This is a genomic window from Clostridium sp. TW13, from assembly GCF_024345225.1.
In the GTDB taxonomy this organism is placed as follows: domain Bacteria; phylum Bacillota; class Clostridia; order Clostridiales; family Clostridiaceae; genus Inconstantimicrobium; species Inconstantimicrobium mannanitabidum.
In genome coordinates this window covers 341,155-356,390 of sequence record NZ_BROD01000001.1, presented here as the reverse complement: position 1 = coordinate 356,390, position 15,236 = coordinate 341,155, and the positions used below count along the sequence as shown (strand labels likewise).

The window sequence follows — 15,236 nt, the reverse complement described above, 5'->3', positions numbered from 1 at the left end:
CCCCCTTAAATCTCATAGCTTTAATAAAAATCCCCTCATTATAGTTATATGATATATGCAAATTGCTAAAAAACTTTTACTACACATCTTCAAAAAATAAATAATTCCATACTCTAGTCCATTTTCAGATACTATGTTTCAATTTAATATGATAATCTTCTTTAATTATTATTGTATACGATATCATATAAATAAATTATACTTGTTTCATAAAAACTTTACTATAGGAGGAAATCATGAAAATAGGTGTAGATTATTATCCTGAACATTGGGATATCAACAATATAAAATCAGATATAAATTTAATGAGGAAAACAGGAGTTAAACTCGTTCGCCTTGCAGAATTTGCTTGGTGTAGATTGGAACCTGCAGAAGGAGTATATGATTTCAAATGGCTTGATGATGCCATTGAATTGTTTGGAGAAAATGACATACAAATTGTTCTTGGTACACCAACTTGTACCCCACCACTTTGGCTTTATGAAAAATATCCTTATGCCATTCAAGTTGATAAGAACGGTAATAGATCATTTACAGGGATTAGAGGACATCGTTGTTTCAACAGCCCTTCCATGCGTAAGTTTACAAATCTAATTGTAGAAAAAATGACTAAGCACTATGCAAATAGCAAAGTTGTTATAGGCTGGCAAATTGATAATGAATTAGAAGCAAATAATTGTTGCTGTGAACATTGCAGTAATAAATTTAGAGAATGGTTAAAAAATAAATATGGAACATTAGAAACTATGAATAAGGAACATGGTAATGTTGTATGGAGCGGTGAATATACAAGTTGGGAGCAAGTAAAACCTCCACTTGGCGGCTCACCTCACTTAAATCCTTCTTATCTACTTGATTTTGATAGATATGCTGCTGATTCTACAGTAGAATACGTTAAATTTCAGTTAGAAATTATAAGAAGGAACTGCCCTAAACACTTTGTTACTACTAATACTTGGTTTCCTTATTATATACCTAATTTCCATAAAACTTTTAAGGAACTAGATTTTGTATCCTATGATAATTATCCAACCACAAAAGTTATTGATAATAAGGACTCTTTACATTCTCATGCCTTCCACTGCGATTTGATGAGGGGAATAAAGAGACAAAACTTTTGGATTATGGAGCAGCTTAGTGGTCCTTTAGGGTGCTGGATGCCTATGACAAGAACCACTAAACCAGGTATGATAAAAGGTTACTCATTCCAAGCAATTGCACATGGTGCTGATACAGTTGTTCATTTTAGATGGAGAAATGCTACTATTGGTGCTGAAATGTTCTGGCATGGTCTTATTGATCACAGCAATGTGCCTGGTAGAAGATTCAATGAATTTGCTGAGCTTTGTAATGATGTGAATAAAATAAGTGCTGAACTTAGAGATTCAGTTATAAAAAATGAAGTAGCAATACTATATTCTTCTGAGCAGGAATATGCTTTTAAAATTCAACCTCAAGTTCAAAATATGTATTATTTAGAACAACTACAACTGTTCCATCAATCTCTCTTAAGATTAGGGGTTGGTGCTGATATCATAGATTGGAGTGAAGATCTTTCATCATATAAAATAGTAATTGCCCCTACTCTATATATTACAAATGAAACTGTAACTAAAAATCTTTATTCCTTTGTAAAAGCTGGTGGCACACTTATTCTAACTAATAGAACTGGAGTAAAATATCCTAACAACACCTGCGTGATGAAACCACTACCTGGGGATTTTGCTGAATGTGCTGGTATCGTTGTTACAGAATATGATCCCTTAGGAGAAGATAAACTTACTGTTAAATCTTATAATAATAAAACCTATGAATGTACTCAGTGGTGTGATCTTATTGAACCTACTACAGCTAAGGTTATTGCCACCTATAATGATGATTTCTTTAAAGGCACTGCTGCTGTAACAGTAAACAACTATAAATCTGGTAAAGTTTATTACTTAGGAACTGTATTTAGTAGAGATTATTACTATGATTTAATGTCTCAAATATTGAAGGATAATAACATCAAATATTACACAGAACTTGAGGATGATATAGAACTATCTGTTCGTGAAAATGACAATGGAAAATACTTATTTATATTCAACAATAGTAACAAATTAAAAACCTTCAAAGCTAAAAGTAAATATAGAAGTATTATAAATGATACAGTTTACGGACAAACTTTTGAGTTAAAACCTTATGGAACTGATGTACTTAAGGAATGTAAATAGAAGTTGCCTGCTATGCTAAGCAATTAATATAGCAGGCATTTTGTTTTTATATATTAATTGAAACTCTATTTTCATTTCATATTAGCTCTATTCATAATTTTATATCATTTATCAATGAATAAAAGATGCATAATTATTAGTTTTTATTTTTTGCACATAATTGTACTCATTTTTATACTTTTGCATGCAATTTTTATAAAAAAGTACATCAAATCTATCAAATTTAAATAAAAATTGTACTAATAGACTGAATTTCAGGTACTAATGTACTATTTTCATAAAAGTTTTCACACTCAAAAGCATTTAAAAGTGCTAAAATCTCCACCTTTAAGTGAGTTGTTTACTCAAATATATATTCGTATAATATTAGTATAAGAAATATATTCGAGGTGAACAAAATGACTTTAGAAAAGAAATTGCTTAAGTTTTCAGCCTTCGGTGGATTGTTCTTTGCAGTGCTTGGTTTAGCATGGGGTATTATAATTAAATCAAATATGATTATGTTTGACGGTCTTTACGCGTTAATCAGTTTATTTTTATCAATGTTTGCAATTTGGATAACAAATTATATAGAAAAAAGTGATTTGGAGAACTTTCCATTTGGTAAGGTAATGTTTGAGCCAATAACTGTGGCAGTAAAATCTATTATTTTAATCTTAATGTGTACAATTTCATTTAAAGATGCTGTAAAAGAAATACTAAACGGCGGGAATATTGTAAATACTAATCTAGCATTAGGATATTCAATTATTTCAACCATTGCATGTACGTTAATCTATAGGCTAATCAGCAAAAAGAGTACAAAATTATCTTCTGAAATACTAAAAGCTGAAAGTAGTCAATGGTTTATGGATTCAATCTTAACTGCTGGTGTACTTGTAGGATATTTTATAACAATGATACTTGGAGCTACTAGCTTCTCATACTACACAAGATTCGTAGATCCTTTAATGGTAGTACTAATCTCAGTTGTATTTATAAGAGTTCCACTAATGACATTATTTAAAAGCTTTAATGAAATGGTTAACGGAAAAGCAGATGATAAAATTAATGATGAAATTAACACCATAGTTGAAGACATAAAAGAAGAATACAACTTCCAAGACTCAGTAACAAGAGTTAGTAAAATAGGTAGAGAACTTAGAATTGAAATTGATTTCGTATTTAATGAAAAATCAACCTTAACTGAACTTGACGAAATGGACAAAGTTCGTGAACAAGTTTATGCTAACATGATTGATATTAAACTAAAGAAATGGTTAAATATTAACTTTACAGGAGATAAGAAGTGGGCGATATAACTTTTATATTAAAGCTGAAGCAGTTTAAAACTATTAAATAAGTTTTAAGCTGCTTTTGTTTTTTTAATGCTTTATTAACTTGTTGTACAAGTGGTATATTTACATCTACGAAATCTGTTAATCTTACGAACAACCCCTACTAATACTATCAATTCACATGCTAATAGCAATAATTGTACATATGATATATAAGAAATATATCTATCATATACATCTCCTATAAGTTTCAAACTTGAATTTGTATCTTGAAAACTTGATATGATTGCTTCTCTGTAAAAATTAAAATCAAAGATGTAATCTGATGGTATATACTTTTCTGGTATTGCTAATGGAAACTTAATAATGTTAAACACGATAAAAATCATAATTATACATATTATAATCTTAGAACTTTCCAATAATATATGTTTATACTCAGCTTGGATAATTTGCAAAAAGTATAATTCCTTTGCTTTTTCTTTTATCATTTTTATCAAATTTAATATATTATTCTTAACATAAATAATTATAAAAATTATTAATAAAATACCTGCTATAAAAATAAACATATTAAAGGTTTGAGAAGCAATTAATTTATTATAACCATAGTTATCACTTTTATATGACCTGACTTTATCGCCTAATGTCTTATTAAGTTCATTATATACATACTTTTCATCATTGCCCTTAGGCACTTTTACAGTAAGAACATCAACAAATTGCCCTTCAATATTCATAGTACTATATGGGACATATACTCTTTCGTACTCATCTTGTGCCATAGCATACAGCATAGATTTATTCTCATCTTGATAAACACCAGTTATATAATAATTTTTTTCCATAAACTTTATTGTATTACCTATAACTTTTGTAGTCTTAAAAAACTTATTAGCCATACTTTCACTTATTACCACTTGATTACTTTGTTTATTCAAATCTAACGCATCAAAAAACGCTCCTTCTATAATCTTCTTAGGATAGAAGTTGATCTCCTTTTCATCTGTGAACACTACTTTAACCTTATCTATCCTAACACCAAATTTGCTTTCTGCTTCTGTTGGTATCTCACTATAGCCTGTAACCTCAAACTTGCTATTTACTTGCTGTAGTTTGTTAAGTTCATTAAAAGTAATTCCTGTAATTTTTTTTGTATTCTTATAAGCAATTGAATCAATTATTTTACTGTCTAGGCATAGCTTTAAGTATATGCTAAAAGTAAGCATAATAGCTATTGCAACTATGCTAATAACTATTTTAACTATATTAGAACTCTTATATATACGTAAATTCATTCCATCACCTCAACATTACAGCAGAATCATCTGTTAATGTTTTTGATGTATCTGTAACAATTTGTTTAACATCGTTAGGAACATCCTTTACTGCACAATTATTCGTGTCTGAATCTACTATATTAACTTGAAGCTTCGCTACATACTTTTCTTTTCCTAATATACCTTGCCTTTCTTTAACAACAAATATATAATTCTGTCTATTTTCCTCAGTTATGCATCTCTTAGGAATAACTTGATTGTAACTTGGACTTGACTTATTAATACTTATAGTTGCTTTTTGCCCTTCTTCAAGTACTATACCATTTGAATTTAAATTAGCACTTAATTCATATACTTTTTCATTACTTAAGTACTGTTTATTTATGACATTAGATTCCATGACTAAATTTTTAGTATCTAATATTTCATCATTTCCACCTTTATTTCCAGCATTATTTTGTCTGATTTTTATACTAACACTTATCTTATCTCCAACCTTATATTTTATAGCTTCATCCTGATTAACTTTCCAAGATACACAGTATTGTGGGGTATCACTAACCATCTCAAATATAACTTGGTTAGGCTGAGTAACGCTACCTTCCATAGCATTTATCCCCACAATTTTTCCATCAGAATCTGCTAATATATTACCATCTTCATCAATACCTTTTGAGACCTTTTCATATTGAAGTTTAGCTATTTCAAGTTCAATCTCCTTTTCCTTAATTAAATCTTTATTAGGCTCAGCCTCATTTTTCAAAGATTTTAAAATATCTTCTGCTTTAAGTACATTTAATTGTGCATTTTTTTTCTGCAATAAAATCTCATCATTTTCTATTTGAGCTAAGCAATCTCCTTTTTTAACAAATTTATTTACATTCACATTAATTTTTTTTATAAACCAGCTATTTGTTGAATATATTCTGTTTTTTGCCTTATACTCAACTACTCCTTGATTTTCAAAAACATCCCCTAAACTTCCTTTTTGCAATTGTGTTACTGTAACTTTAGGCAATAAGAAATTATTTATTGTTTTTGAAAAGAATGTAAGCAATCCTATAATTACAAAAAAGCCAATAGTTATCTTATAGATTTTATGTTTCTTTCTATTTGTATTAATCTCTAACTGCATGATATCTCCTTACTTTATTTCTAAATTTTGTACTCCTTTTAATAAATCCTTTTCACAGTTTAAAAAAAGAAGTATTGCAGGAACCATAAATATTACTCCACAGGCAAATGCTACTCCCAACTCTGAATTATTTATATCTGAGAGAAAAATAGATAAAGGATGCATGTTACCATTCTCCAAAAAAATTAATGGTTGTTCTACCATGTTCCAACTATCAACAAAGCTTAGTATCGCTAATGAAATCACTCCACCTTTACATTGAGGTAAAATAATTTTTGAAAATATGCCAAAATAGTTTGCTCCGTCTATCTTAGCTGCATCGCATTGTTCATCTGGAATTGATCTTATAAACTGTCTAAGCAAAAAAACTCCCAAGGCAGAAAATACTCCTGGCAAAATAACAGCTGAGCGAGATCCAAGTAGTCCAATTTTTTTCAGTATTATATAGTTAGGCACAATTGTCACTTGATATGGCATGAGCATAAGCACTATTATCAAATAAAACATCTGATCTCTTAATGGAAATCTAATTTTAGCAAAAGCATATGCTGCTGGAGTCGAGATTACTACCTGTCCAATCACTATTGGTAAGACCAATATTACTGAATTCCAAAACATCACTAAAAAATTAGGTTTTCTAAATAGTACAGTATAGTATTGTTTTAGCGTTACTAACTCAGGTATAAACTTAAATTTCATAAAGCCACTATTTACTTCTGTATCTGAAGACATGATACCATAAGCTGAAAGTATTTCTCCTTTATCCATAAAAGAATTTGCTATCATTAATAATATCGGAAATAATACAATAACTGCCAATATAATCAAAGGTAAGTATTTTAAAATTGTTGATATTTTCTTTCTTTTATAATTAGCCATATAATCCCCCAATAGACTTAACAGTCTTCCCCATACCTTTTTTCAAATTTCAATAATATATAAACTAAAAGTGCTATAAATATAAATACTAGAAATGCTGCTGTAGATAATCTTTGATAGTTTAAGTTATAAAAATTATTATTCATAAAATGCTGAAGCATATATATGCTGGAATGTGGATAATTCCCACCTAGCATAAATGCCTCTCTATATACTTTGAAAGAGTTTATTATAGAAAATACAAAAACGAAAAATGTAGTTGGCATAAGCATTGGAATGGTAATCTTACAAAAGCTCTTGAACTTTCCACATCCATCAATATATGCAGCTTCATAATAATGTTGAGAAATACTATTTAACCCTGCTAGAAAAATTATTATATTATATCCACAATTCTTCCATATATAAAATAATACTAATATATTAAATGCCCAAGGTGAATTGAGCCAGTCTGTAGATTTATATCCAAAAATAGATAAAAAATCGTTTAATACACCACTTGAATGGAAAAATATTTGCCATACTAATACAACTGATGCTGATGGAATAACTAACGGCATAACGAAGATAGTTCTAAAATATGATATCCCCTTCAATTTACTATTTAGCACTACTGCCATAACTAAAGATATACATAAATTTAATGGAACACTAACAACATTAAAATATAACGTATTCTTTGCTGCTAATTGAAAAGTTTCACTGCTTAATAAATCAATAAAATTTTGAAATCCAACATACTCAACATCACCTATACCTTTAGTAAAGCAAAAATATAGACTTATTATAAATGGAACTCCAAAGAATATAAGATATCCTATTATGCTTGGAGCTATAAAAAAATATCCAGCCATTGCTTCCTTATTTCTTAATTTCATATCTATTCCTCCAGCTATTCGTTTAAATATAGCTTCACTTTCTCTTCAGCTTCTTTAATTGAATTTTCATAGGAACTCTTATCTTTAAAGTATCCATCCAACGCTCGTTCCGTTAGTGCTTCTATTTCCAAATCAATGAACTCACATCTATTAATATTACTTATAAGTGATTTATAATTATTTTCTAAATTCTTTGGTAAGTGCATTATTACTTTTTGATTATTAATCTCAGTTTCTTGTCCTTCAAATTTTTCCTTGCATTCGTCCAAAATATCTTTCACAGCATTATTATTTACTGGGATATAGCGCATACATTTGCTAGCTTGCACCTTTTCAGAGATGGCACATTTTATAAAGTTATATGCCATCTCTTTGTTTTTAGAATTCTTATTTATAGCCATACATTCATCTGCAATAGCAGTAATTTTTCCACCACCATTATATGTTGGAAATGGGCACATAACCTCCTCTTGATTCATTGCTTGTTTTATCACAGAATATGTTTCCATAACATTGACTGGTTCTTCCAACATATTATCATTAAGGAATATAGTTGAGCCGTCCTTAATCATACCGTATACCCCATCTACATACTTTTGCTTAATCTTATCATCAGCAAAATATTTGCTTAACACTTTATAAGTGTTTATCATTTTTGCTACGTCTTCATTATTAAAATTTGTTTTTTTATTCTCATAATCAACAAAATTTAATCCACTGCTAATAATAAAATCAGATAATGGTATAGAATCCGAAAAAATATATTTTTCTTCTTTTCCGTTTATACTTGATGCATGCTGCAAAATATTATCCATAAACTGCTTAGTTGTATAACCATTTTCACACCTTATACTATTATTTTTTAATATTTCCTGAGTACTAATGAATAATGGGACTTTATAGCTAACTGGTACAAAATTCAACTTATCTTTATATACCCCACATTTCATAATCTGAGCATTATAATCCTCTTTCTTAAAAGTCTTATCTTTTTGTATAAATGGATTCATGTCTTCAAAGACACCATTTTTTAAAACCTTGCTTATACTATCTATAATATAATCATCAAACAAAACCACATCTGGCCCTTCTCCCCCCATAACTTGAGTAGATAATTTTTCTTTATATTGTTGCAAATCTGTAAAATTCACTTCATCAACTCTTATATTGGGATACTTTGATTTAAATTCATCTATCGCAGTTCTTAGATAAGGATCATTATTATACATATAAATTTTCAATGTGTTGCTACTAACATTGTTTGAATTATAACCCTTAATCTTTTTGTTTATAATAGGATAAAATCCCAGACCCAAAATAACAGCAATGATTAACGTTATTACTATTACTTTTTTATTTTTTATAAATCCCCTCATTATTTAGCCACCATCCTCCAAATTACTTTGTTTTATAAAGTATACTGCTCAGTAAGTCATTTGTCAATTTATTGAATAATTTATTTTAATATACTTTTATTGATACAAAGTCCTATAAACACAAGTATTTACAACTCCATTTTTTAGTGCTATACTTTGTTTTACAAATTTATTTTTAATAAGGAGTTTAGTATATGAGTAATAAAGAAATTGAAAATGCGATTAAAGATGTAGAATTTATAAAAAATGTAATTGACAGTACTTCCATATCATTAAAGAAATTGAGTACCTCATTTATACAATTAGGCATGTATTTACTTGTTATGATAGCTATAATTACTACTTCGAATATACCAGTAATTGGACAATACTCAAGCAATAATGAATACAGAGCTTATATAGAAATTTTGGGTAAATCTATTTACATTGAAAATGGAACAACACTTAATATAATTATCTCTATTTTTGAACTTATATTTTTTGCACTACTAATATTCGTGATAATAAAAATGTCAAAAATAATTAAAAAAAATAGCTTAACTGGTCTAAGCAAACAATTGATTATACTATGGATATGCATTATAATTTTTAATATGATTTGCATAATATTTTTCCCTAGCTTAATGGAAAGATTCGCACTATCTATTGATCCACAATTCTCTATAAACTCACCAATTTACAGTGAATATGGTATCTACATTATAACTATTTTTAACCTTTTTACTCTTTCAATTGGCTTGTTAATGTTAACTATATTTACTAATCTTAGGCTGCCTAAGTTAATGTTTATTGTATATGTTATTGCTTGCTTATGCTTAATGGTTTTTCCTTTATTGGTAAGCTACTATTTTATTTTTATTACACCAGTCACAGTAATTATTATTGGTATATATCTAAAATTAATCGATGTAAGGTGATGCGTATGGATATGGATTTTAATTCAATATCTGAAGCTTTTGAATCAAAGATTAGGATAGCAATTCAATGCTCCTTGCTCAACGGTCCTAAAAGCTTCAGCGAACTAAAAGAAATTACAGGTGCGACTGATGGAAATTTAAGTTCGCACCTAACTAAACTTGAAAACATTCAACACATTACTGTTGATAAGGCTTTTGTAGGTAAACGTCCTAAAACTACCTATACATTAACTGAACTTGGAAGACAAAAATTATCTGAATATGTGGATTTACTTGAATCCTTAATAAAACTAAACGACAATTAGAGCTTATATTCTGTTTATTTAATCTATAATACTATTTTCTTCCTTCACTATAAGTTTCTCTTTTCTAAATTACTATTACTATTACAATTATTATCCTTATGAAGCAACTGTTTCACACATATAATCAATAAAACAAGCACTATAATGAAAAATGAATTTCCTGCTCCTAAAGCTTTATATAAAGGATCTGCGATTATTAATCCTAAGATTGCAAAAGCAGTTAGAAGTATTTTATAGAAAGAAAATACTCTTCCAATATACTCTTGAGGTATTTCTTTTTGTATTATGCTTCTTGAGTATATACCTTGGATTGTTTGGACAATGCCTACTAATATTAAAACTATAAATGTAAATATAAACTGATTGGAATATCCAAAAATCAAAAAACCTATTCCTGTTATTAATGAGGCTATTATAAATATTTTTATTTGTTTATATTTTGATAGCCACTTTAAAATTAAAGGAACTAATAGACCTCCTATTGCAAAAGCATAATCAAAATAAATTATCCCATCAGAACCTATTCTTAATTGCACATCTGCTATAACTACCTTATAAGTTTCATAGAATCTTCCTAAAACCGCAATCATGCTAACAACTACAAGCATATTTTTTATATCTGTATATTTTAATATAATTTTAAATCCTTCTGCTCCACTCTTAAATATTTCAAACTTAGATATACTATTGCCTACAGTGCAGTGTGTATATTTTATAAAGCTAAATAAAACTCCTGCTATAAGAAAACTTATTGCATTAATTACAAATAATATATTGCTTCCGTAGACTTTATAAATTACGCCTGCCAAAGCTGGAGATAAAAATGTACATATAGATTGCAAAACTGAAAATACAGAATTAGCATATGGTAATTCTTCTTTTATAACTAACTCTGGAAGAATTGCACTTTCAGAACTTTCATCTAAATCATTTAGTGACTGTAAAAGAAAAGCTAATATATATGCAAGCCAAATTCTATTGTTATCTGCAAAAATAAATAGAAATGCTATTATTGAACTGATTGAGTTTGCGTAAAAAATGATTTTTTTCTTATTATATCTATCTGTCATTATGCCTGCTAAATATTGAACCGGAATTCTCAACACTGCCCTTGAAAGCCACATTAATGCAATTGACATTACAGATTTGGTCATATCATAGAGTGCAATTGTTATGGCTACATAATACATATAGTCCCCAATAGCTGAAATAAATCCTCCTAAACTCAATAGCATAAAACTTTTATTTTTAACTAAGTTTTTATACATAGAACCATTCCCCCTTTTATGAAACAATGGCTTTATTATACATACATTTTTTTCCTAATATAAGTCTGCAATTTATTTTTTTTCTGTGCTATAATAAGAATGTAGGGAAGATTTTTACTTATAAAATATTCTTTACAAAAAAATTCTATTGTTATATACTTTATTGGATATGACATACTCTGATAATAAGTAAGTCCATATGCGACGCATATTTGAACTTGTTATTTATTTTCAGATGACAATTAAATACCAGGGGAGCTTGTATTGGCAGGCTGAGAGGAAGTAAACATTAACTTCGACCCATATACCTGATTTGGATAATGCCAACGTAGGAAACCTTAAAATGATGTTAATAGGATGTACCGTTGGTATGTCCTATATTTTATTTTAAGGAGTGTAATTATGACTAAAGAAAAAACTTCTCTATTAAACAATTCTTTATTGTGGTTTGGAGCTGCAATTTCTATTGCAGAAATATTAACAGGTTCACTTATTGCCCCACTGGGTTTCAGTACAGGAGTAACCGCAATTGTTTTAGGTCATTTTATTGGCTGTATTCTTTTATACTTTGCAGGACTTATTGGGTCTAAAAGTGGAATGGCCTCTATGGAATCTGGGAGAATCTCTTTTGGTGAAAAAGGCTCATACCTATTTTCAATTCTAAATATTCTTCAACTAATAGGTTGGACTGCTGTTATGGTTATTAGTGGTGCAAAAGCTTTAGATACTATAACTGGTTCAATTATAAATTACCATAATGAATGGTTATGGTGTATACTGATTGGTTTGCTAATAATAATCTGGATAGTTGTAGGAATTAAAAATCTAGGCAAACTTAACTTATTTGCAGTTGGTGGTTTATTAGTATTATGTGGTATTCTCGCTGCAATAATTTTTAAAGGAAATAAAGTTTATTCCTCAAGTGATGTAATGAGCTTTGGAACTGCTGTTGAGCTAGGTGTAGCTATGCCATTATCTTGGCTGCCACTAATAGCTGATTATACAAGTAAGGCTGACAAACCTAAAGCCGCAAATGCCATTAGCGTTATTTCTTATTTTATAGGTAGTAACTTTATGTACATTATTGGGTTAGGAGCTGCATTATATACTGGTACCACAGATATATCTCAAATCTTAGTTAGTGCTGGACTTGGAATCGCTGGGGTAATAGTTGTACTACTTTCTACAGTTACTACTACATTTTTAGATGTATATTCAGCTGCCATAAGCGCACTTAATATAAATAAAAATTTAAACGAAAAGTTTATAACAATTCTTGTTTGTATCATCGGAACTGTTATAGCAATGTTTACTCCAATTGAACAATATCAAGATTTCCTTTACTTTATAGGTTCAGTGTTTGCACCTATGATTACTATACTAATTACAGATTATTTTATATTAAAACATACACAGGTTACAGAATCAGTTAATATATCCAATATCATTGTGTGGATAATAGGATTTATTGTATATAGAAAGTTTATTCAATTAGATACGCCTTTAGGCAGTACTGTTCCTGTAATGATTGTTGTTTCTATTTTATGTTTACTCGTTAATTATTTTAAAAAAATTATCCGCAAATAAAAATTCTTTGGGAGGGAAAAATATGTTTGAAGAAATTTTAAAAAATGTTCAAGAAAAAACACCTCTAGTTCACAGCATTACAAATTATGTTACTGTTAATGATTGTGCCAATATAATTCTTGCTTGTGGTGGCTCACCAATAATGGCAGACGATATCAATGAGGTTGAAGATATCACATCTATATGTAACACTCTTGTAATTAACATTGGTACTCTTAATGAACGCACTATTGATTCCATGATAAAGGCTGGTAAGAAAGCTAACGAATTAAAACATCCAGTTATTCTTGACCCTGTAGGAGCTGGTGCTTCAAAATTTAGAAATGATACTGTAAAAAAACTTTTAAGTGCAGTTAACTTTTCAGTTATTAGAGGAAATATCTCAGAAATTAAGGCTGTAAATGCTGGCAGTGGCACTACTAAAGGTGTTGATACAGATATTAATGATGCAGTAAGTAATGATAATTTAAAAGAAGTAGTTAGCTTTGCTAAAGCTCTAAGCCAAAAAACAGGAGCAATTATCGCTATTACAGGTGCTATAGATATAGTAGCTGATAGCCAAAAAGCCTATATAATTAAGAATGGTACTTCTGCTATGTCAAAAATCACAGGTACAGGCTGCATGTTAACTACAGTTATAGCAAGCTTCTGTGGTGGAAATTATGATAATCTTTTAGATTCAACAGCTTGTGCCGTTTCTGCCATGGGTATATGTGGGGAATTAGCATTAGAGAAAGTAACTAAACTTGATGAGGGAACCTCTTCATTAAGAACATATATAATTGATTATATGAGCAAAATAAACAGCTCTATATTAAATAAAAAAATGAAAATAGAAACAATATAGATTAGGAGGATTACTATGAAAAAGGTTTTAACTATTGCTGGTTCAGATTGCAGTGGTGGTGCTGGAATTCAAGCTGATATTAAGACAATGACAGCTCATAAAGTTTATGCTATGAGTGCCATTACAGCATTAACAGCTCAAAATACCACTGGAGTCTATGGAGTTTTAGAATCCACTTCTGAATTCTTAGAACAACAGCTTGATTGCATATTTAAAGATATCTTCCCAGATGCAATTAAAATAGGAATGGTGTCTTCAATTTCTCTAATTGATGTCATAGTAAAAAAACTTAAAGAGTATAATGCCCAAAATATAGTTGTAGATCCTGTGATGTTTTCAACAAGCGGCCATGCCTTGATGTGCAGTGACGCTATGGATACTTTAAAAAACAAACTTATACCACTAGCTGATATTATAACTCCAAATATTTCTGAAGCTGAAGCTCTTTGCGGCTTCTCCATTGAAAATACTGAACAAATGTTAGAAGCAGCTAAGGTGATTTCATCACTATTAAATGGTTCTGTTTTAATAAAAGGTGGGCATCTTACAGATAGTGCTGACGACTTATTATATATTGATGGGAAAGTTACTTGGTTTAATGGAGAAAAGATTGATAATCCAAACACTCACGGAACTGGCTGCACACTTTCATCTGCCATTGCCTCTAACCTTGCACTAGGTTTCAATATGAATGATAGTGTCAAAAATGCAAAAAGTTACATTACTGGTGCATTGAAAGCAAATCTTGATTTAGGTGCTGGAAGTGGCCCACTAAATCATTGCTTTAACATAATTATTTAAACTAATAAATATTTGATTTGCGAATTTAAGACGATATTCTCATATACGATCTTATATATCCTAATGTGAATATTTTAAAAACGCCTATAGTTCTATTCCATCTAAATGTTGGTAGAATTATAGGTTTTTTTGTCAAAATTTCAGAACTTGTCCACCAACATTTTAGTGGAACACTTCTACATAGCTCTTACTGTATAAGTTCTAATAAGTTCTAAATAGAATTCTACCTAAATAACCGTACATATTACTCAAACATGTATTTTATTTACTTGAATATATAAGGGTTTGCACTAAATATTTAATACTTGCATATATCCATTAATTACTAAGTATATAAAAACTTCTACTGGTTATCATAATAGCATAGGGTGCTTAACAGTCGAGCAAAGATTTATATTTGCTTTTGATAAAGAGGTGAATATAAGTCGAGCAAAGATTACCTATAGGTTAAAATCATAATAAATTTTAGC

The 15,236-nt window shown here is 29.3% G+C and carries 13 protein-coding genes and 1 riboswitch; of the genes, 7 read left to right on the top strand and 6 right to left on the bottom strand.

Features of this window, described 5'->3' with window-relative positions:
- Nucleotides 1-236: 236 nt before the first annotated feature.
- Both OCU47_RS01790 and OCU47_RS01785 read left to right on the top strand, forming a co-directional pair.
- Nucleotides 237-2,216, top strand: a complete 1,980-nt coding sequence (locus OCU47_RS01790) for a beta-galactosidase (protein ID WP_261826881.1) — start codon at nucleotides 237-239, stop codon at nucleotides 2,214-2,216.
- A gap of 398 nt (nucleotides 2,217-2,614) precedes the next feature.
- Nucleotides 2,615-3,517: a cation diffusion facilitator family transporter gene (locus OCU47_RS01785; protein WP_261826880.1), complete on the top strand. Its 903-nt coding sequence runs from the start codon at nucleotides 2,615-2,617 to the stop codon at nucleotides 3,515-3,517.
- 74 nt (nucleotides 3,518-3,591) lie between these two features.
- On the opposite strand, the gene OCU47_RS01780 is transcribed toward OCU47_RS01785, so the two are convergent.
- Genes OCU47_RS01780 through OCU47_RS01760 form a run of 5 tightly spaced genes read right to left on the bottom strand, consistent with a single transcriptional unit; the run spans nucleotide 3,592 to nucleotide 9,041 of the window.
- On the bottom strand, nucleotides 3,592-4,791 hold the full coding sequence (locus tag OCU47_RS01780) for an ABC transporter permease (RefSeq protein ID WP_261826879.1): 1,200 nt from the start codon (nucleotides 4,789-4,791) through the stop codon (nucleotides 3,592-3,594).
- A gap of 4 nt (nucleotides 4,792-4,795) precedes the next feature.
- On the bottom strand, nucleotides 4,796-5,908 hold the full coding sequence (locus OCU47_RS01775; RefSeq protein WP_261826878.1) for an efflux RND transporter periplasmic adaptor subunit: 1,113 nt from the start codon (nucleotides 5,906-5,908) through the stop codon (nucleotides 4,796-4,798).
- A gap of 9 nt (nucleotides 5,909-5,917) precedes the next feature.
- Complete coding sequence (locus tag OCU47_RS01770) at nucleotides 5,918-6,787, bottom strand: carbohydrate ABC transporter permease (protein ID WP_261826877.1); 870 nt, start codon at nucleotides 6,785-6,787, stop codon at nucleotides 5,918-5,920.
- Between the two features lie 17 nt (nucleotides 6,788-6,804).
- Nucleotides 6,805-7,665, bottom strand: coding sequence for a carbohydrate ABC transporter permease (locus OCU47_RS01765; RefSeq protein ID WP_261826876.1), 861 nt, complete (start codon nucleotides 7,663-7,665; stop codon nucleotides 6,805-6,807).
- A gap of 14 nt (nucleotides 7,666-7,679) precedes the next feature.
- A complete protein-coding gene (locus tag OCU47_RS01760; protein ID WP_261826875.1) occupies nucleotides 7,680-9,041 on the bottom strand; it encodes an ABC transporter substrate-binding protein in 1,362 nt (453 codons plus the stop codon).
- A gap of 194 nt (nucleotides 9,042-9,235) precedes the next feature.
- Between OCU47_RS01760 and OCU47_RS01755 the strand changes: the two genes are divergently transcribed.
- The gene (locus tag OCU47_RS01755; protein WP_261826874.1) at nucleotides 9,236-9,958 is read left to right on the top strand and encodes a hypothetical protein; all 723 of its coding nucleotides are present in this window, start codon (nucleotides 9,236-9,238) and stop codon (nucleotides 9,956-9,958) included.
- A gap of 5 nt (nucleotides 9,959-9,963) precedes the next feature.
- On the top strand, nucleotides 9,964-10,263 hold the full coding sequence (locus tag OCU47_RS01750; RefSeq protein WP_261826873.1) for a winged helix-turn-helix domain-containing protein: 300 nt from the start codon (nucleotides 9,964-9,966) through the stop codon (nucleotides 10,261-10,263).
- Between the two features lie 47 nt (nucleotides 10,264-10,310).
- Here OCU47_RS01750 and OCU47_RS01745 read toward each other — a convergent pair whose 3' ends face one another.
- Nucleotides 10,311-11,531, bottom strand: coding sequence for an MFS transporter (locus OCU47_RS01745; protein ID WP_261826872.1), 1,221 nt, complete (start codon nucleotides 11,529-11,531; stop codon nucleotides 10,311-10,313).
- A 241-nt stretch (nucleotides 11,532-11,772) separates the two neighbouring features.
- Nucleotides 11,773-11,883: riboswitch (TPP riboswitch) on the top strand.
- Nucleotides 11,884-11,933: 50 nt separating this feature from the next.
- Here OCU47_RS01745 and cytX point away from each other — a divergent pair.
- From cytX to thiD, 3 genes are read left to right on the top strand one after another with little or no spacing between them, the layout of a single operon-like run.
- The gene (gene cytX / locus OCU47_RS01740) at nucleotides 11,934-13,118 is read left to right on the top strand and encodes a putative hydroxymethylpyrimidine transporter CytX (protein WP_261826871.1); all 1,185 of its coding nucleotides are present in this window, start codon (nucleotides 11,934-11,936) and stop codon (nucleotides 13,116-13,118) included.
- Between the two features lie 22 nt (nucleotides 13,119-13,140).
- Nucleotides 13,141-13,965 carry a hydroxyethylthiazole kinase gene (gene thiM, locus OCU47_RS01735; RefSeq protein WP_261826870.1) on the top strand — a complete coding sequence of 275 codons (825 nt, stop codon included), beginning with the start codon at nucleotides 13,141-13,143 and terminating at the stop codon, nucleotides 13,963-13,965.
- A gap of 15 nt (nucleotides 13,966-13,980) precedes the next feature.
- Nucleotides 13,981-14,766 (top strand): bifunctional hydroxymethylpyrimidine kinase/phosphomethylpyrimidine kinase, encoded by a 786-nt coding sequence (thiD, locus tag OCU47_RS01730; RefSeq protein WP_261826869.1) that lies wholly within the window; start codon nucleotides 13,981-13,983, stop codon nucleotides 14,764-14,766.
- The last annotated feature ends 470 nt before the right edge of the window (nucleotides 14,767-15,236 follow it).